We start from the raw sequence: 17,132 nt of genomic DNA on the forward strand, positions 1-17,132 counted from the left end.
TATAACAGACATTGGATTCAAAACACGTATATTTTTCTTAGTAATTTGTTGTTAAATCTACAGTTTTAAAAAGTGAGCAATCACTTGTCTGAGCTGCTTTAAGTAACCAGTAAAGAAATGATTGGCACCTGGCAAAATCGTGATCGGATGTTTTTGTGGTTTTGCCCAGGCAATCATATCTGAGAGCAAGGTAATATCATCCTGTTCACCGTGAACAAATAGAATGTCGCCGTCAATTGCAGGAGTTTTGTAATGGCGTAAATCAACCACCGAGCCTGTAGGTAAACCACATAACACCAACTGTTTAGGACGTAATTCATCGTTGAGTTGTACTTGGCATTTTGCGAGTACATGTGAACCAAAGCTAAAGCCACCTGCGTAGAAGGTTAAACCTGCATGTTTTGCACGGGCATATTCAATCACAGCCATGATGTCATCAGTCTCGCCGTGCCCTTGGTCATGTGTGCCTTCACTGCCAGCTAAACCACGAAAACTTGGACGATACACAATACAGCCCATTTCATTGAAAATCTGAGCCAATAAAACAGGGACTTTGTGATGCGGTGTACCACCTTGTAAGGGATGTGGATGGCAGACGACAGCAAAACCTGTGATTTCACCTTGGGGTTGATCAACAAACATTTCGATTTGACCAACAGGACCTTGGATGAATAATTGCTCAGACATAAGATACGCAATGGATAATGGAAGAATCCACTATTTTACCGATAAAACTGAACGAGAACACGAATTGGCATTAAAAATTATCAACTGTTATAGTTTCACCAAGATAAATTTATTTTGATTGATTATGCTTGCTTTAATTTCTCCTGCTAAAACACTTGATTACACTACAGCATTACCTACAGATACTTACACTCAACCACGTTTGTTGGCGCAATCTCAACAGTTGATTGATGTATGTCGTAAACTTTCGGCAACTGAAATTGCATCATTGATGACAGTGAGCGAAAAAATTGCCAATTTAAATGTAGAACGTTTTCGTGACTGGAATGCAGATTTTGATTTTTCCAATGCCCGTCAAGCCTTGTTTGCATTCAAAGGTGATGTGTATACGGGTTTAGATGCTTATCATCTAAAAGACCAAGAGATTGATTTTGCCCAACAGCATTTACGTATGCTGTCTGGTCTTTATGGTTTATTGCGTCCGTTAGACTTGATGATGCCTTACCGTTTGGAAATGGGGACTAAACTAAAAAATAAGCGTGGTCATAATCTATATGAATTCTGGGGCAGTATTATCACTGATCAAATTAACCAAGATTTAGCTGAAATTGATGCAAAAGTATTGGTAAATTTGGCTTCTGACGAATATTATAAATCTGTGAATGAAAAGAATATTCAGGCAGAAATTATCAAGCCTGTATTCTTGGATCAGAAGAACGGAAAATATAAAGTCATTAGTTTCTATGCGAAAAAAGCGCGTGGGCTGATGGCAAGATACTTGATTGAAAATAAATTAAGCCAAGTAGAACAATTAAAAGCATTTGATAGTGAAGGGTATTACTTTGATGCTGAAAGTTCATCAAATAAAGAATTGGTCTTTAAGAGAGATGAGCAACACGCAGCTTAGATTTGCCTTGGGCAGGGTGGGATGTTAACCAAAGAACATTTATTAAAACATGCGATATCGTCTGATCAAGTCCAAGTTAAAGGACATTTGACTGAACCTCGGAGTTATGGGGTATATGCACTGCCTTTAGATCGAGATGGAAGCAGACGTTTTCGTTTTGGCAATCATCCCGTACGTCAGCAGGAACTGAAACATGAGTTTGGTTCCTGCACTTTGTATCAGCTTTTTCTTGAGCGTAAGGATGCTGAATCATTGGCAAAGTGGCTGAATAAAGAAATCCAATGAGGCTTAGCAATGCCGCAATATTTAACTTTATTAGAAAAATCGTGGTCTGAGCTGCATCAGTATTATCATTTTTCTGAGCCGCAGAAAGTTTTTAATAAGTTGATTGCTGCCTACAGTGAAAAGCAGCGGGCTTATCATACGCTGCAACATTTATATGAGTGTTTGGCTTTGCTTGAGTCGATTCGAGTTAATTTAAATGATGCACATGCAGTTATATTGGCGCTCTGGTTCCATGATGCAGTTTATGATCCACAAGCCAAAGATAATGAACTTAAAAGTGCTGAGCTGTTCGAGCAGTATTTGGCTCAAGATTTACCAAACGATGTTGTTCAAAAGATAAGGTGGTGGATTGTTGCCACGCAAAAGCATGCATCGACAGATGAGTTGGATTTACAGTTTTTACTGGATATTGATTTGGCGATTCTAGCGGCTTCATCTGAGCGTTTTGCGGAATATGAACAGCAGATTCAGCAGGAATATGCTTGGGTTGATCCAGATGTCTATTCGATTAAAAGAAAACAAGTCCTAGCGCATTTTTATCAGATAGAACCGCTGTATCAAACTGAATATTTTCAGCAGGATTTTGAGCAGCGTGCCAAAAATAATTTAAAGAATATAATAGAATAAATAATTAAAACGAAGCCTTTGAGTAATAAGTGAAAGATTTAACATTAGAGATAGCTGAGGGGAAGCTTAATATCCGTGTGGCTGCTTGGATAGAACATGAAGATCAGATTTTAGTTTCTACATTTCCAGATGGAAGCATCTCTTTGGTTGGAGGACGGTTAAAGTTTTCGGAAACGACCTTAGAGGGGATTCAACGAGAAGTATTGGAGGAAACCGGAGAAGATTTTAATTCACCTGTGCTTTTCGCGATCGTTGAAAACTTTTTCTATGATTCCGTCATCGGGCAACATTTCCATGAGTTTCTTTATATTTATAAAGGTCATATCCACACAAAAGCTAGTTATGTTGATGACTCTAATGCTGCTCAAGTGATTTCATGGATGCCAAAGAGTCAGATCAAACTGCTAAAGCCAGATGTTTTAAGTGACCTTGCTTTACGATCAAGTGAGCATGTTGTTCATCTCATTAATCTCGAGTCAAGATAAAATCATCATCGCATTAAAAAAAAGGAGCTCAAAAGCTCCTTTTAATCTTTCTTTTCTTACTTAAAGAAATAACCTGTTTCAGGTGAGCTCGCATTGGCCATACGCTTGCGTGGCATACGACCTGCTAAAAATGCTTCACGACCTGCTTCAACCGCTTTCTTCATGGCTGAAGCCATTAAAATCGGATTTTGCGCAGCCGCAATCGCTGTATTCATGAGTACGCCGTCACAACCCAATTCCATTGCAATGGCAGCATCGCTGGCAGTACCAACACCTGCATCTACTAAAACAGGGACTTTGGCATTTTCTTTGATAATTGAAATGGTATGTGGATTCAAAATACCAAGACCAGAACCAATTAAGCTACCCAAAGGCATGATCGCAACACAACCCATACTTTCAAGTTCTTGCGCAACAATAGGGTCATCTGAGGTGTAGACCATGATTTCAAAGCCATCATCAATCAGGGTCTGCGCTGCTTTCAGTGTTGCAGTGACATTTGGGTATAAAGTTTTTTCATCACCAAGGACTTCTAACTTCACCAAATTGTGACCATCAAGCAGTTCACGTGCCAGCATACAGGTACGAATCGCGCTATCTGCATCAAAACAACCTGCGGTATTTGGCAGGATTGTGTATTTCTCAGGTGGAATCACTGAAAGCAAATTCGGCTGATCGGCATGCTGGCCGATGTTTACACGACGAATTGCAACGGTGACTATTTCAGCGCCACTGGCTTGAATGGCTAAATCAGTTTCATTGAGATCTTTATATTTACCAGTTCCGACCAATAAACGAGATTGGAAAGTACGTGAACCAACAATTAAAGGGGAATCTTGCATGGGCTTACTCCATTTTTAGCCGATTAGCCGCCACCAACAGCTTGAATAATTTCAATACGATCTTCAGGAGCAATTGTCGTTTGCTCAAGTCTACTTTTCGGAATAATCTGCTGGTTCTTCTCTACAGCAAAGCGTTTGCCTTCTAAGGCTAAATTCTGAATCAATTGCTGTAGGTTTTCACAAGACGTGTCTGTTGACTCGCCATTTAAATAGATGTGCATGATCAATCCTTATTTCGCATGCTTGATTGCTTGCCATGCGAGTAACAGCCAGCCCGCTATCATAAACGCACCGCCAATCGGTGTAATCGCACCTAAAATTCGAGGTAGGCCGAGCGCCATAATGTACAACGAACCGCAGAAAAAGATGATACCAATTTGGATCAAAATAAAAGGAATTTTTATTGGGAATGTTGCTGTGGTTTTATGCAGGACACCCAAGATAAGCAAACCAATCGCATGATAGAAAAAGTATTGAGTTGCTGTTCCCCACCAAGTAAGTTGTTCTGGGGTTGCAAAAGATTTGAGTCCATGAGCGCCGAAAGCACCCAACATAACTGCAAGCGCAAGGTTAAGCGCTGAGATAGCTATCCACATAATGATAATGGAACTGGAAATTTGATGAACAAAGTTAACATATTCGGGTGCTTAAACAAAGCCAGATAAAACAAAAGGGCATTAAAGCCCTTGTGTTTGATTCGGTTTTAACTTGCAGACATTGCCGTTTTGATTTTTTCCATTGCATTCTTTTCAAGCTGGCGAATACGTTCTGCGGAAACATTATATTCTGCAGCCAATTCATGCAAGGTTGATTTATCATCATCTAACCAGCGACGTTGTAAAATATTCCGTGAACGATCATCAAGCTGATCCATTGCCTCATGTAAGGCCGTAGTGCTTTGCTCTTCGTAATCCTCTTCTTCAACTAAGCGTGCTGGATCGTAACGATTATCTTCTAAATAGAGTGCCGGTGCTGTATGAGGTGTGTCGTCATCGTCATCGCCTTGAGCTTCAAAAGCAGCATCATAAGCGGTTAAGCGACCTTCCATTTCGAGCACTTGCTCTGGCGTGACATTCAAATCATTGGCAATTGATTTCGCTTCTTCCAAAGTGAGTCGTTTGCTTGATTTTTTAAGGCTACGTAAGTTAAAAAATAATTTACGTTGTGCTTTGGTCGTTGCGATTTTGACAATACGCCAGTTACGAATCACATATTCATGTATTTCGGCTTTAATCCAGTGCACTGCAAAAGAAACTAAGCGAACACCCATATTTGGATCGAAGCGTTTGACCGCTTTCATTAATCCAAGGTTACCTTCTTGAATGAGATCGCCTTGTGGCAATCCGTAACCTGCATAACTACGTGCAATATGGACAACAAAGCGTAGGTGTGACATTACCAATAGTTTGGCAGCATCAAGATCTTGGTCATAATAATAACGCTCAGCAAGTTCTTTTTCCTGCTCGGCCGTTAGAATTGGAATTTGATTGACAGTACTGATATATGCACCAAGGTTTACGCCTGGCGCAGACAATGACAGGGGCATCAATTGATTGCTGCTGTCAGTAGTCATGGAGTCTCCTTATAGGATGGTATTTAAGTCAACAATTTCATCTTAATGCGAATGTTCTTCATCACTAAGGAAATTTGAGTATAAAAATGTAAAGTTATCTAGTTTATCTTTAGCTAGAGTTTAGCAAAGAATCACGTAGATTCAATTAAATAGTGAAATTCACGATCTGAAATTTTTTGTGTCTGACATTGAAGTTGCTGAATTTGGCAATATCGTGTTACATCAATTTCACTGTGTGGGTCAGAGGACTTTAATAAATATTGCTGTGTACCATCAGCTTTCTTTAGTGCGCGCTTTAGCATTAATAGCGGCATTGGGCAGGGTTGCCCTAAGGCATCAATAATGATGAGAGTATCGGGTGTGTCGGTCATATTCATTTAAATCACTTTATTCAGAATTATCTTAACAAATTTTTGCGTAATTTTTGATAGAAAAATTTCATTAAAAAAACAGCTAAATTATTGAAAAAAACAGATAGAAACATCGGAAATAACTAAAAATAATTCTATTAATTGTGATAAACCCATGATAAGCTCGATGCGTTTTAGAAAGTTGTTTAATACAAATTAATTGTTTTAAACTCTATAACAAATGGATGTAACCGGAAATTGTTGATAGTTTTACAGAATGATTACAAGCTTTAAAATTATAAATATTTTAAAACCTTGTTGGCTCTGCTGTTTGCAACACCGGAAGGTCCTTATCTTTCAATATCTGAGGATTGACTTATGACAGCTCGTGAACAAGGCGTAGTAAAGTGGTTTAACGACACTAAAGGCTTTGGTTTTATTCAGCGTAATGGTGGTGATGACGTATTTGTTCATTTCCGCGCAATTATGGGTGATGGCCACCGTTCTTTACGTGACGGCCAACGCGTAGAATTCAGTGTTGTTCAAGGACAAAAAGGTTTCCAAGCTGAAAACGTTCAGCCTTTAGACTAATTTGTTGCCTTAACGCAATAAAAAACGCCCCAATCTTATTGGGGCGTTTTTATTTTTTATGGTTTATAATAATGACTTTCTTTTGGTCGTTGATGGTTCGAGAGCATATATGACATCTGGTTTTGAAACCTTAAATTTACATCCGCAGTTGAAGAAAGCGATTGATGCTTTGGGTTTTACACAAATGACCCCAATTCAGCAAAAGGTTTTAAAATATACATTAGCAGGGCATGATGCTATTGGTCGAGCACAAACAGGCACAGGAAAAACAGCTGCCTTTTTGGTTAGTGTGATCAATGATCTACTCAATAATCCAGTTCAAGAGCAACGATTCCGTGGTGAGCCACGTGCGTTAATTTTAGCGCCGACACGCGAGTTGGCATTACAGATTGAAAGTGATGCGCAAGCATTAACCAAGTTTTCAAACCTACATCTTGTGACCTTATTGGGCGGCGTAGATTTTGAAAAACAAAAGAAAATGTTGGATCGCAACTTTGTCGATATCATTGTTGCAACACCAGGTCGTTTGATCGATTTTGTGGAGCAAAAAGAAGTTTGGTTGGATAAAATTGAATTTCTGGTGATTGATGAAGCAGATCGTTTGTTGGATATGGGCTTTATTCCGTCCGTAAAAAGAATTGTTCGTTATTCGCCATTCAAGGAACAGCGTCAAACTTTAATGTTCTCTGCAACATTTAGCTATGATGTTTTGAATCTTGCACGTCAATGGTTATTTGAGCCTGTAACGGTAGAAATTGAACCTGAACAAAAAACAAATAACGATGTTGAACAACGTGTGTATGTGGTTGCGAAGCAGGATAAATATAAGCTGTTACAAGAGATTCTTCGTGAAGAGCCAATTGATAAGGTGATGATTTTTGCGAATCGCCGTGATCAGGTTCGTCGTTTATATGATCATTTAAAGCGTGATGGTTATAAGGTCGGAATGTTATCTGGTGAAATTGCACAAGATAAGCGTTTAAAGATGTTAGACCAATTCAAACAGGGTAAGAATAATATTATGATTGCAACTGATGTTGCTGGTCGTGGTATTCATGTGGATGGTGTTTCGCATGTGATTAATTTTACCTTGCCTGAACAGTCGGATGACTATGTACACCGTATTGGACGTACTGGGCGTGCCGGCGCGCAGGGTGTGAGTATCAGTTTCCTGTCTGAAGATGATGCATTCTATTTACCAGAAATTGAAAAAGCGATTGGTAAAAAATTACCATTAACGCGTTTAGAGGGGTATTGCTAAGCCTTGATCCATTTTATCGGATGTATTTAAGCGCAATATCTTTTAAGGAAAAGGCCAAATCATACTGTGATTTGGCCTTTTTGATTATTTAGTCAGAATAACAACTCAAATTACACAAAAGATTGAAGATTTTTTTATAATTACTGTGATTATTTGCTGAATTGAAATAGATCAGCATGTAGAATATGGCGCATTACCTGGGAGGATATTATGGCTCTAATTTCAATGCGCCAGCTCTTGGATCACGCTGCAGAACATAACTACGGCGTACCAGCGTTTAACGTAAACAACTTAGAACAAATGCGCGCAATCATGCTCGCAGCAGATGCAACGAATTCACCTGTTATCGTGCAAGCTTCGGCTGGTGCGCGTAAATATGCCGGTGCACCATTCTTACGTCATCTTATTTTAGCTGCGATTGAAGAGTGGCCACATATTCCAGTGGTAATGCATCAAGATCATGGTACAAGTCCTGATATTTGTCAGCGTTCAATCCAGTTGGGCTTTAGCTCAGTCATGATGGATGGTTCATTGGGTGAAGATGGTAAAACACCAACATCATACGACTACAATGTTGATGTAACACGTCGAGTGGTGTCTATTGCACATGCATGTGGTGTTTCAGTTGAAGGTGAGATTGGTTGCTTAGGTAGCCTTGAAACTGGTATGGCGGGTGAAGAAGATGGTGTGGGTGCAGAAGGCGTACTTGACCACTCTCAGCTGTTAACTTCTGTTGAAGAAGCAACTCAGTTTGTTGCTGATACCAATGTTGATGCTTTGGCGATTGCTGTCGGTACTTCGCACGGTGCGTACAAGTTTACACGTCCACCTACAGGCGATATCTTGGCAATTGACCGCATTAAAGAAATTCATGCTGCATTACCAAATACGCATCTTGTAATGCATGGTTCAAGCTCAGTACCGCAAGAGTGGTTGGCTGTGATTAACCAGTATGGTGGTGATATTAAAGAAACTTATGGCGTACCTGTAGATCAGCTTGTAGAAGCGATTAAGCATGGTGTGCGTAAGATTAATATTGATACCGATTTACGTTTGGCTTCTACTGGCGCAATGCGTCGTATGATGGCTGAAAAACCAAGTGAATTTGACCCGCGTAAATTCTTTGGTGAAACAGTTGAAGCAATGAAGCAAATCTGTGTGGATCGTTATAATTCATTTGGTACATCAGGTAATGCGGATAAGATTCGTCCAATTTCTCTAGAGAAAATGGTTGATCGTTACAAATAATCAATTTGTAATATGAAAAAAATAGCGGCAATTGCCGCTATTTTTTTGCCTTTAACTTCAGGAATAAAAATGCCAGCGAATTGCTGGCATTTTTATTTAGCACATTTATTTTTGCTGTGCTTTTGAGTCTAAGTTGGCATCTTTGATTTCAACATAGGCATTGGCACGAAGTTCACGCATCCAGCTATCCACTTCGGTATCGAACTGACGTTCACCTAAGATCTGGCGTGCCATACGTTCTTGAACTTCTTTGGTCATATCCTGTTCACGAGTATCCATGACTTGTAAGATATGCCAACCGAATTGACTTTGGAATGGCTTACTGATTTGACCAACAGGTGTTTCTTTCATCACCTTTTCAAATTCAGGTACCATTACGCCTGGACTTACCCAACCTAAGCTACCACCATCCCGCGCAGAGCCTGTGTCATTTGAATAGGTTGCAGCAAGTGTTGCGAAATCTTCACCCGCTTTAGCACGGTTGTATAGGCTATCGATCATTTGCTTAGCACGATCTATGCTTACAACTTCAGACGGTTGGATCAGGATATGGCGTGTCTGGTATTGAGAGACTAATGCTTTTTGTTCGTTTTGCTTACGTTCAAGTAGTTTTAAGACATGTACACCATCACGAACATTGATTAACTCGGTGGTTTGTCCAACTTGAAGTGGGGCAATACGTGCTGAGAGTTCCGTTGGAATTTCTGATAATGAACGGAAACCCATGTCAGCACCATCGACTTTCACTGAAGCTGTTGATAGCTTAGAGCTAATCGATTTGGTGTCATCACTTGTTGTGAGGGATTGTTTTACCTGTTGCGCGACTTGCTGTACTTCATTGTTATTTTCACCTGAAATGCGCATGTGAATAACATGAACTTGAGTACCTAGTGCAGCTTGACCTTCTGGGGAGTTCAAAAAGTTTTCAACATCATGATCACTGATTTTAATGCGTGACATCACTTGTTGCTGACGTAAACGACCAATGGCTAAGTCTTCTGCGACACGGTTGCGCAAGTTTTCATATGTACCTGGTGCAATTGCATCTAACTTTTGTTGAAATGCTTCAAGAGTATTTGCACCTGATTGATTTGCAACTTTTAGTACAGCAGCATTTAAGCTCTTTTCATCAGGCTTAATGCCATAACGCTTCACTTGCTCTAATTGAGCTTGGCGAATGATGAGTTGATCAAGCACTTGCATTTGTAAATACTGTTGTGGAGGAACAGTTTTGTTTTGTGCTTTCAACTGGTGTTCTGTTTCAGCAATCCCTTGTTCTAAATCACTTTTCAGAATGACACTACTATCTACAATGGCAACAACCTCATCCGTAGGTTGTGCAAAGCTTTGCATTGATGAAGAAATTAGGGCAGCGAGAACAGTTGCTTTAAAGATATGTTGAAAAGGTTTTATCTTCATTAACGTTGTGTCCAAGATTGATTAATTTTGTTGAAACCTAAAACTCTGTTTTCTAGGAGAGAAGCAAGCTTATTGTTTAAAGCACCGAGACCTTTTAGGGTGAATTCAGCCATAACAGCATTCTTTTTACGAACGCCTGGGGTGTTTGGATCATCCAAATCGTTATAGTAAGAACGTCCATAGACTGAAACAGCCCAACAACATGACTCGTAATTTACACCAAGTAAATATTCACGCATCACATTGTTGTCAATGTCGTATTGAGCATGACCCATAATACGCCAATTGTCTTTTACAGGTTGTATAAAGGATGCAACAACTTGGTCATAAGAATCTTGTCGATCTGGGATATCTTTGCGGTAAAAATAGCCTAAGTTGTAAAGATTACCTTTGTCACCCGTATAGTAAGCTTGGAAATCTCGCTGTGCATTTTCGCCATTCGACATCCAAGCAGAGTTGGAGGTGATGGTAACGTTCTGATTAAGCTGGCTTGATAAGCTTACAATCGGCCCTGTACGTGTTTGGGTGTCAAACTCATCAAGTTTTTCATTCAAACTGACACGACGGTCACTAAAGTAATAACTCTGACCAATACTTGCTTTAATGCGCTCTAGGCCTTCAGTATCCAGCAAGCTATAAGTCACACCGAGCGACAAGAAGTTATTGTCATCTAGACGGTCATGCCCGTAGAAGCGATATGGGTTGAACAGTTGATCATAGTTGATCGATGCTGTGGTCGAATCAAAGTTTGGATGATCATCTTGGTTCTTATAAGGTGAGTACGCATAGAAAGCACGAGGAGAAATACTTTGTAAGTATTTACCTTCTTTTTCGAATGTTAAGCCCGTAGCAAGCGTGAATTGAGGTACAACAACAGATTTTTCTAAATCATCAGAAGCAGACAGTCCACGGCCTTCTTTTGAATCTTGATCGTAGAAGGTGTTAATACTACGTACAGAGACTTCTGGAACGACATAGAACCAAGAAGGGGTTAAATAGTTGTAGCGAACTGCAAACTGGTTGTAGATACGCGTACCACTTGACTCTAGCGCGGAACCATCATCCACAGACTTTTTGAAATAAGCGGTATCGTTATTAAACTCGTATTGTAGACCTTGTGGATCACCCGTAATGTAATTTAATAAGAATTGTGGAAGTCGAGCATAAGGCTTATCGACATCTTTAATCGTTTTATCTAGAGTTTGGAAATCTTCAACCTTTAACTGAGCTTTAAGGCCAGGAATCCCATTTTGGTAATTCAGTTCCCAAGCACGGCGTAAATTTAGATCGGTTCGCGTGTTCGGATTATTATTGAAGTCTGCGAAGTAATCTTTATCTGAAGCGTAGTTATATTCTAAATTGGTTGACCATTGATTATCGATTTTCCAATTGTGAACAAAATGAAGGTCATCACGTGCTTCACCACCATATTGATCGTCTTTGGCGATATAGCCACCCCAAATACGACCTGAACCAAAGTTTTCAGTCATATAGCGGAAGTCTGCATCTAATTTCGGGCCACGTTTGCTCATGTAGCTCGGGGTGAGTGTGAGATCATAGTTTGGCGCAAGATTGAGATAAACAGGGGTGATTAACTGCGCACCACCATCATTGCTATAGCCAAAATTTGGACTCAATAAACCAGTCGTACGTCGGTCATCAATCGGAAAGTTGAAATATGGAACTGCAAGTATAGGTACATCTTTAACATAAAGCTTGGTGCCGCGGGTTACACCGCGGCCTGTATCTTGGTTTAGCTCAATTTCTTTGGCCTGGATTTTCCATGCAGGTTTTTGCTCAGGGGGACAAGCTGTATAGCTCGCGTCCTTGAAAATGACTAAATTCTGATTTTCCCGCTTTATTTGATTGGCATGACCATGTGCATGCTGTTGCTCAGAGATATAGAAACTATTGTTTAAATCACCGGTCTGGGTTTTTAAATTATAGTTAATCGCATCACTTTGAGTGAGTAATCCTGATTGAGCAACTTGAACGCGACCTTCAGCATTGGCAAATGTTTGTGTCGAATCGATTGTAACTTGATCGGCACGAATAGTTCGGCCTTCTTGATCAATGACAACATTGCCTTGTAAAACAGAATCACCTGTCGGGTTGTAATGTCCATAATCAGCGGTGAGCACAGAAGTGGTCGTATTTGCATTACCTGCCTTTGTTTCAGGGTTGATTGGAGTGACCCAAGTCCCTTGGCAAAATGAAGAGCTTAAATAACGATTGTCACGTAATTGCGCTTCTGGTGCAGATTTATCTACATAATATTGCTGGAAGAAACTTTCCCCAGGATAACTTTCTTGATTTTGCTGTTCTTGATTCTGTCGAATGGCAGCTTTGAGCTGTTTATTGTCAAGCGTAGAGACAGCATCAGCTGGTGCCGCGAAACTTGATTGGATCGAGCCGCCACATAAGAGTGTCAAAATAGCTGTTGCTAAAGGATTAAATTTAAACTGATGTTTCATTGTCTCATTAACCAATACGCTAATTCACAATTAATTATTGTCGCATCATAGAGAAAAAGTTGATAAGTGGCTACACTTAAGCTTTCAAAATCTCAGCTAGTTTTAGATTTTATTGCAAATGAATACACAACGTGAACAATTGATACAAACTTGGCTTCAAGCCACTCTACAATCTGATCAATTTGAGATCAGCTTTTTGGCAGGAGATGCAAGCTTTCGCCGCTATGCGCGAATTAAGTTACAAAACAAAACATACATGCTCATGGATGCGCCTCCTGAAAAAGAAGATTGTGCACCATTTGTCAGTATTGATGAGTTTTTTGACAAAAATGGTGTGCGTGTTCCGCATATTGTTGCGAAAGACTTAACTTTGGGACTGCTGTTATTGGAAGATTTCGGGGATGTCGTGTTATCAACATTACTCAATGATCAAACAGTAGATCAATATTATGCTCAAAGTTTTAAGCAGTTGATTGAATTGCAGCAGGTCGATGGTGATGCGCAATTGCCAGCTTATTCTTATGAAAAGTTAATGACTGAAATGCGTTTGCTTACAGACTGGATGTTGCCTTCATTGAACATTCAACCGACAGAGCAGCAGTTGGAAACGATTGAGCAGGCATTTGATTTCCTTGCGATTGAAGCAACTCAGCAGCCACAAGTGATCGTACATCGTGACTTCCATAGTCGTAATTTGATGAAAATCGAAAATGAGCAAGAGCTTGGTGTAATTGACTTTCAAGATGCAGTGGTCGGTGCAGATACCTACGATCTCATTTCGATTACGCGTGATGCCTATGTGCAGTGGAATGCTGGGCGTGTCTACGAATGGTTTGAAGTGTTCTATAACTTATTGCCAGCAGCAGCGAAAGAAAATCGTAGTTTTGAGCAGTTCAAGCGAGATGCAGATCTGATGGCGATCCAACGTCACCTGAAAATCTTGGGTATTTTTGTGCGTCTATTTGAACGTGATGGCAAATCAGGTTATTTAAAAGATTTACCGCGTGTGATGTGGTATTTGCTTGAAGAAAGCCAAGGTTATGATGAACTGAATGATTTTATGCAGTTTATTCGTGACATCGTAATGCCGAAGTTTATTGAAAAATATGGTGATTACGAGGTTGCAGCATAATGAAAGCAATGATTCTTGCGGCTGGTCTTGGTAATCGTATGCGACCATTGACCTTGCATACGCCAAAACCTTTACTGGAAGTCGGTGGTAAGCCATTGATTGTTTGGCATATTGAGAAGTTGAAAAAAATAGGCGTCACCGAGATTGTCATTAATACGGCTTGGTTGGGTGAAAAACTTGCTGCTGCTTTAGGTGATGGCTCTCAATTTGGTGTCACTATTTTGTGGTCACACGAAGGTGAAGGCTTGGAAACAGCAGGCGGCATTATTAATGCTTTGCCATTGTTGGGTGATGAACCTTTTATTTTGGTCAATGGTGATGTCTGGACCACAATGGATTTTTCTTCATTGTTAAATGTTCAGTTGGAAGATAAACAAGCACATTTAGTCTTGGTTGAAAATCCACCTCAGCACTTAAAAGGTGACTTTATCCTAGCGCATGATTTAGCTTACACTTTTGAGCAAGAGCAATTGGGTGAAGCCTTAACTTATAGTGGTGTTGCTGTTTTTGCACCACAGATGTTTGCAGGTTTGGAAAGTGGCAAACGACATTTAGCGCCATTATTGAAACAAGCCATGCAGCAGCAGCAAGTTTCGGCTGAAAAGTTGCAAGGAATTTGGGTGGATGTTGGTACACCTGAGCGTTTAGAGCAGCTTGATCAACAAATCAAGAAGGGCGCATTCGCATAATAAAAAATGCTTTGTCTATCTGTGATTTGCATAAGAAAAGACAAAAACTTAAAGGATTGTGCAGTTTATCATGCTTGTGAATGATTAACTGCATAATCGTTCAACAAGTCCTGCTGTGCCTTGTATCAGAAATCGGTATACTGCACAGCAAGTTTATCGAGATGTCGCACTGTTATGCATCCTTTTTTTCAAGAATTAAAGCAAGGTAGCCAAGCTTTAGGTCTTAACCTAAGTGAAGAAGCCCTAACACTCTTATTGAAATATCAAGATGCGCTAGTGCTATGGAATAAGGCATACAATTTAACGGCGATCCGCGAGCCGAAAGAAATGTTGGTTAAACATTTATTAGATAGTTTAAGTATCTTAAATGATTTGCCCCAAGGCCGTTTGTTAGATGTAGGTACGGGCGGTGGTATGCCGGGCATGATCATTGCATTATGCCAACCAGAACGTTCTTGTGTACTGTTAGATTCGAATGGGAAAAAGATTCGTTTCCTGAAGCAATTTATTGCAGACTTAAAACTGAAAAATGTAATTGCAGTTCAAACACGTGTTGAAAATGAAGACAGCATTGGAGAACTTGGTCAGTTTGATGTCATTACAAGTCGAGCATTTGCTTCTTTGACTGATTTTGTTGATGCAGCACAACCTTATATGCATGAGCAAAGTATCATTGCTGCAATGAAAGGTTTGATCCCAGAGGATGAAGTTGAGCAGATGAAAGATCAGTATTCATGTAAGATCATTGAACTGCGTGTGCCGAGATTGGATGAACAGCGTCACTTACTTTTACTTCAACGTATTCAATAAAAAATATTAAGGGTAGTCATGGCTCAAATTATTGCGATTGCAAACCAAAAAGGTGGTGTGGGAAAAACCACGACAGCAGTCAATCTTGCTGCCTCTTTGGCGATCTTGAAAAAACGTGTCTTGTTGGTCGATATGGACTCACAAGGGAATGCCACCATGGGGTCTGGTATTCAAAAGAATGATTTACTTTACTCAGTCACAGATGTGTTGTTGGGTGAGGTACCGATTGAAACTGCGATTCAAAAAGCAGAAGTAGGCTATAAAGTTTTAGGTGCAAACCGTGAGCTAGCAGGTGTAGAACTTGCCATTGCCGAGCAAGAAGGCCGAGAGTTTATTCTGAAAAATGCTTTGCAGGAAGTAGATGCTTCATTTGACTATATTATTGTCGATTGTGCGCCAAGCCTCAGCTTAATTACCGTCAATGCCTTGGCTGCCGTGAATGGTGTGATTATTCCAATGCAATGTGAATACTATGCTTTGGAAGGTTTGGCTGATCTTACACAGACCATTGACCGTATACAAAAAGCCCTTAATCCAAACTTGGAAATCGTTGGGGTATTACGTACCATGTATGATGCTCGTAATGCGTTGACCCGTGATGTGTCTGCTGAGTTAGAGCAATATTTTGGTAAAAAGTTATATGAAACGGTGATTCCTCGAAATATCCGTCTAGCAGAAGCACCAGCCCATGGTTTACCTGTGATTTATTTCGAGAAAAGTTCCAAAGGTGCGATTGCATATTTGAACTTAGCCGCAGAAATGTTGAAGAAAAGTAAAGTGAAAAAAGGAAGTGCTGTATGAGCATCAAAAAACGCGGATTGGCTAAAGGTCGTGGTTTAGATGCGCTATTGGGTTCAATTCAAAAAGAGAAATTGCAACTTGAAGCACAAGCCTTAGATCATGGTCAACTCAAGCAAATTGATGTCAATTTATTGAAACGTGGTGAATACCAACCACGTAGTTTTATTCAAGAACAAGATTTACAAGAGCTTGCCGCATCGATTGAAAAACATGGTGTGATGCAACCGATTGTGATCCGTCCTGTGGATGATGAGCAACATCCTTACGAAATTATTGCGGGTGAACGTCGTTGGCGTGCTGCCCAATTAGCAGGTTTGACTGAAATTCCTGCAATTGTGCGTGACTTAAATGATCAAGTCGCAATTGCCTTGGCTTTAATTGAAAACATTCAACGTCAAGATTTAAACCCGATTGATCAGGCGGTCGCTTTACAGCGCTTTCATGACGAGTTTGGGTTAAGTCATCAAGAAATTGCAGATACGGTGGGTAAGGCACGTACAACAGTGAGTAATCTGTTGCGCTTGTTGAGCTTAGCTGATCCGATTAAAGACCTAATACAACAAGGTCAGATTGATATGGGACATGCCCGTGCAATTCTGACTTTGAAGCCTAAAGATCAAATTGCAGTTGCGCAAATCGTGATTGAAAAAGGTTTGTCAGTACGTCAGACTGAACAGTTAGTTCGTGAGTGGAGTGAACCAAAGCCTGAAAAGGAAAAGGCCCAGATTTCTCCAGATATTGAACAGTTGACTCAGAAGCTTTCAGAGCGTTTCGGAGCAAATGTGAAAATTGACCATAACCAAAAAGGTAAAGGGAAAATGGTCATTCATTACCACTCATTGGATGAGTTGGATGGAATCCTCAATATTTGTTTACCTAACTAATATTAAGGGTGGGTTTGTTAGTCACTTTCGAGGTTAATGAGTGATTAATGAATCCGAATCTATCCTT

Annotated in this window: 20 protein-coding genes; 12 read left to right on the plus strand and 8 right to left on the minus strand. The window is 40.1% G+C overall.

Features of this window, described 5'->3' with window-relative positions:
* Window positions 1-57: 57 nt before the first annotated feature.
* Window positions 58-687, minus strand: coding sequence for a hydrolase (locus A7P55_RS14515; RefSeq protein WP_171552638.1), 630 nt, complete (start codon window positions 685-687; stop codon window positions 58-60).
* A gap of 124 nt (window positions 688-811) precedes the next feature.
* Between A7P55_RS14515 and yaaA the strand changes: the two genes are divergently transcribed.
* The 4 genes from yaaA to A7P55_RS14535 are packed head-to-tail and all read left to right on the plus strand — an operon-like array spanning window position 812 to window position 2,991.
* Window positions 812-1,594, plus strand: a complete 783-nt coding sequence (yaaA, locus tag A7P55_RS14520) for a peroxide stress protein YaaA (RefSeq protein ID WP_171552639.1) — start codon at window positions 812-814, stop codon at window positions 1,592-1,594.
* Between the two features lie 21 nt (window positions 1,595-1,615).
* Window positions 1,616-1,879 carry a hypothetical protein gene (locus A7P55_RS14525; RefSeq protein ID WP_171552640.1) on the plus strand — a complete coding sequence of 88 codons (264 nt, stop codon included), beginning with the start codon at window positions 1,616-1,618 and terminating at the stop codon, window positions 1,877-1,879.
* Window positions 1,880-1,888: 9 nt separating this feature from the next.
* Entirely contained in the window at window positions 1,889-2,506 is a 618-nt protein-coding gene (locus A7P55_RS14530) for a metal-dependent hydrolase (RefSeq protein WP_171552641.1), read from the plus strand.
* A gap of 29 nt (window positions 2,507-2,535) precedes the next feature.
* Entirely contained in the window at window positions 2,536-2,991 is a 456-nt protein-coding gene (locus tag A7P55_RS14535) for an NUDIX domain-containing protein (protein WP_171552642.1), read from the plus strand.
* A gap of 56 nt (window positions 2,992-3,047) precedes the next feature.
* On the opposite strand, the gene A7P55_RS14540 is transcribed toward A7P55_RS14535, so the two are convergent.
* The 5 genes from A7P55_RS14540 to A7P55_RS14560 all read right to left on the minus strand — a co-directional run bounded on the left by A7P55_RS14540 (window position 3,048) and on the right by A7P55_RS14560 (window position 5,777).
* Window positions 3,048-3,833 (minus strand): thiazole synthase, encoded by a 786-nt coding sequence (locus A7P55_RS14540; protein ID WP_004653899.1) that lies wholly within the window; start codon window positions 3,831-3,833, stop codon window positions 3,048-3,050.
* A gap of 23 nt (window positions 3,834-3,856) precedes the next feature.
* The gene (gene thiS, locus A7P55_RS14545; protein WP_005204241.1) at window positions 3,857-4,054 is read right to left on the minus strand and encodes a sulfur carrier protein ThiS; all 198 of its coding nucleotides are present in this window, start codon (window positions 4,052-4,054) and stop codon (window positions 3,857-3,859) included.
* A gap of 9 nt (window positions 4,055-4,063) precedes the next feature.
* Complete coding sequence (locus A7P55_RS14550; RefSeq protein WP_004806592.1) at window positions 4,064-4,429, minus strand: DUF423 domain-containing protein; 366 nt, start codon at window positions 4,427-4,429, stop codon at window positions 4,064-4,066.
* Window positions 4,430-4,536: 107 nt separating this feature from the next.
* A complete protein-coding gene (gene rpoH, locus A7P55_RS14555) occupies window positions 4,537-5,406 on the minus strand; it encodes an RNA polymerase sigma factor RpoH (RefSeq protein WP_004653896.1) in 870 nt (289 codons plus the stop codon).
* Window positions 5,407-5,537: 131 nt separating this feature from the next.
* Entirely contained in the window at window positions 5,538-5,777 is a 240-nt protein-coding gene (locus tag A7P55_RS14560) for a sulfurtransferase TusA family protein (protein WP_216078092.1), read from the minus strand.
* Between the two features lie 357 nt (window positions 5,778-6,134).
* Here A7P55_RS14560 and A7P55_RS14565 point away from each other — a divergent pair, with 357 nt between their 5' ends.
* The 3 genes from A7P55_RS14565 (at window position 6,135) to fba (ending at window position 8,856) form a co-directional block, all read left to right on the plus strand.
* Window positions 6,135-6,347: a cold-shock protein gene (locus A7P55_RS14565; RefSeq protein WP_004653893.1), complete on the plus strand. Its 213-nt coding sequence runs from the start codon at window positions 6,135-6,137 to the stop codon at window positions 6,345-6,347.
* 109 nt (window positions 6,348-6,456) lie between these two features.
* Window positions 6,457-7,608, plus strand: coding sequence for an ATP-dependent RNA helicase RhlB (gene rhlB, locus A7P55_RS14570; RefSeq protein WP_171552644.1), 1,152 nt, complete (start codon window positions 6,457-6,459; stop codon window positions 7,606-7,608).
* A gap of 210 nt (window positions 7,609-7,818) precedes the next feature.
* Window positions 7,819-8,856 carry a class II fructose-bisphosphate aldolase gene (gene fba / locus A7P55_RS14575; RefSeq protein WP_004806599.1) on the plus strand — a complete coding sequence of 346 codons (1,038 nt, stop codon included), beginning with the start codon at window positions 7,819-7,821 and terminating at the stop codon, window positions 8,854-8,856.
* A gap of 105 nt (window positions 8,857-8,961) precedes the next feature.
* On the opposite strand, the gene A7P55_RS14580 is transcribed toward fba, so the two are convergent.
* Window positions 8,962-10,275 (minus strand): peptidylprolyl isomerase, encoded by a 1,314-nt coding sequence (locus A7P55_RS14580; protein ID WP_171552645.1) that lies wholly within the window; start codon window positions 10,273-10,275, stop codon window positions 8,962-8,964.
* Window positions 10,275-12,749: an LPS assembly protein LptD gene (gene lptD / locus A7P55_RS14585; RefSeq protein ID WP_171552646.1), complete on the minus strand. Its 2,475-nt coding sequence runs from the start codon at window positions 12,747-12,749 to the stop codon at window positions 10,275-10,277. The genes A7P55_RS14580 and lptD overlap by 1 nt, the downstream gene beginning before the upstream one ends.
* Before the next feature lie 118 nt (window positions 12,750-12,867).
* On the opposite strand from lptD, the gene A7P55_RS14590 reads away from it, so the two are divergent.
* The 5 genes from A7P55_RS14590 to A7P55_RS14610 all read left to right on the plus strand — a co-directional run bounded on the left by A7P55_RS14590 (window position 12,868) and on the right by A7P55_RS14610 (window position 17,065).
* Complete coding sequence (locus A7P55_RS14590) at window positions 12,868-13,881, plus strand: phosphotransferase (RefSeq protein ID WP_171552647.1); 1,014 nt, start codon at window positions 12,868-12,870, stop codon at window positions 13,879-13,881.
* Window positions 13,881-14,570 carry an N-acetylmuramate alpha-1-phosphate uridylyltransferase MurU gene (murU, locus tag A7P55_RS14595; RefSeq protein WP_171552648.1) on the plus strand — a complete coding sequence of 230 codons (690 nt, stop codon included), beginning with the start codon at window positions 13,881-13,883 and terminating at the stop codon, window positions 14,568-14,570. The genes A7P55_RS14590 and murU overlap by 1 nt, the downstream gene beginning before the upstream one ends.
* Before the next feature lie 174 nt (window positions 14,571-14,744).
* Window positions 14,745-15,380 (plus strand): 16S rRNA (guanine(527)-N(7))-methyltransferase RsmG, encoded by a 636-nt coding sequence (gene rsmG / locus A7P55_RS14600; protein WP_004806608.1) that lies wholly within the window; start codon window positions 14,745-14,747, stop codon window positions 15,378-15,380.
* Window positions 15,381-15,398: 18 nt separating this feature from the next.
* On the plus strand, window positions 15,399-16,181 hold the full coding sequence (locus A7P55_RS14605) for a ParA family protein (RefSeq protein WP_171552649.1): 783 nt from the start codon (window positions 15,399-15,401) through the stop codon (window positions 16,179-16,181).
* A complete protein-coding gene (locus tag A7P55_RS14610) occupies window positions 16,178-17,065 on the plus strand; it encodes a ParB/RepB/Spo0J family partition protein (protein WP_033132922.1) in 888 nt (295 codons plus the stop codon). The genes A7P55_RS14605 and A7P55_RS14610 overlap by 4 nt, the downstream gene beginning before the upstream one ends.
* Window positions 17,066-17,132: the final 67 nt, after the last annotated feature.

Origin of the sequence: Acinetobacter sp. Ac_5812, from assembly GCF_013072695.1 — a bacterium.
Lineage (GTDB): Bacteria > Pseudomonadota > Gammaproteobacteria > Pseudomonadales > Moraxellaceae > Acinetobacter.

Bases quoted from the DNA above. Each gene is read 5' to 3' on its own strand.
- A7P55_RS14515 (WP_171552638.1), bottom strand. From the start codon at position 687: ATGTCTGAGCAATTATTCATCCAAGGTCCTGTTGGTCAAATCGAAATG.
- yaaA (WP_171552639.1), top strand. From the start codon at position 812: ATGCTTGCTTTAATTTCTCCTGCTAAAACACTTGATTACACTACAGCA.
- A7P55_RS14525 (WP_171552640.1), top strand. From the start codon at position 1,616: ATGTTAACCAAAGAACATTTATTAAAACATGCGATATCGTCTGATCAA.
- A7P55_RS14530 (WP_171552641.1), top strand. From the start codon at position 1,889: ATGCCGCAATATTTAACTTTATTAGAAAAATCGTGGTCTGAGCTGCAT.
- A7P55_RS14540 (WP_004653899.1), bottom strand. From the start codon at position 3,833: ATGCAAGATTCCCCTTTAATTGTTGGTTCACGTACTTTCCAATCTCGT.
- thiS (WP_005204241.1), bottom strand. From the start codon at position 4,054: ATGCACATCTATTTAAATGGCGAGTCAACAGACACGTCTTGTGAAAAC.
- A7P55_RS14550 (WP_004806592.1), bottom strand. From the start codon at position 4,429: ATGTGGATAGCTATCTCAGCGCTTAACCTTGCGCTTGCAGTTATGTTG.
- rpoH (WP_004653896.1), bottom strand. From the start codon at position 5,406: ATGACTACTGACAGCAGCAATCAATTGATGCCCCTGTCATTGTCTGCG.
- A7P55_RS14560 (WP_216078092.1), bottom strand. From the start codon at position 5,777: ATGACCGACACACCCGATACTCTCATCATTATTGATGCCTTAGGGCAA.
- A7P55_RS14565 (WP_004653893.1), top strand. From the start codon at position 6,135: ATGACAGCTCGTGAACAAGGCGTAGTAAAGTGGTTTAACGACACTAAA.
- rhlB (WP_171552644.1), top strand. From the start codon at position 6,457: ATGACATCTGGTTTTGAAACCTTAAATTTACATCCGCAGTTGAAGAAA.
- fba (WP_004806599.1), top strand. From the start codon at position 7,819: ATGGCTCTAATTTCAATGCGCCAGCTCTTGGATCACGCTGCAGAACAT.
- A7P55_RS14580 (WP_171552645.1), bottom strand. From the start codon at position 10,275: ATGAAGATAAAACCTTTTCAACATATCTTTAAAGCAACTGTTCTCGCT.
- lptD (WP_171552646.1), bottom strand. From the start codon at position 12,749: ATGAAACATCAGTTTAAATTTAATCCTTTAGCAACAGCTATTTTGACA.
- A7P55_RS14590 (WP_171552647.1), top strand. From the start codon at position 12,868: ATGAATACACAACGTGAACAATTGATACAAACTTGGCTTCAAGCCACT.
- murU (WP_171552648.1), top strand. From the start codon at position 13,881: ATGAAAGCAATGATTCTTGCGGCTGGTCTTGGTAATCGTATGCGACCA.
- rsmG (WP_004806608.1), top strand. From the start codon at position 14,745: ATGCATCCTTTTTTTCAAGAATTAAAGCAAGGTAGCCAAGCTTTAGGT.
- A7P55_RS14605 (WP_171552649.1), top strand. From the start codon at position 15,399: ATGGCTCAAATTATTGCGATTGCAAACCAAAAAGGTGGTGTGGGAAAA.
- A7P55_RS14610 (WP_033132922.1), top strand. From the start codon at position 16,178: ATGAGCATCAAAAAACGCGGATTGGCTAAAGGTCGTGGTTTAGATGCG.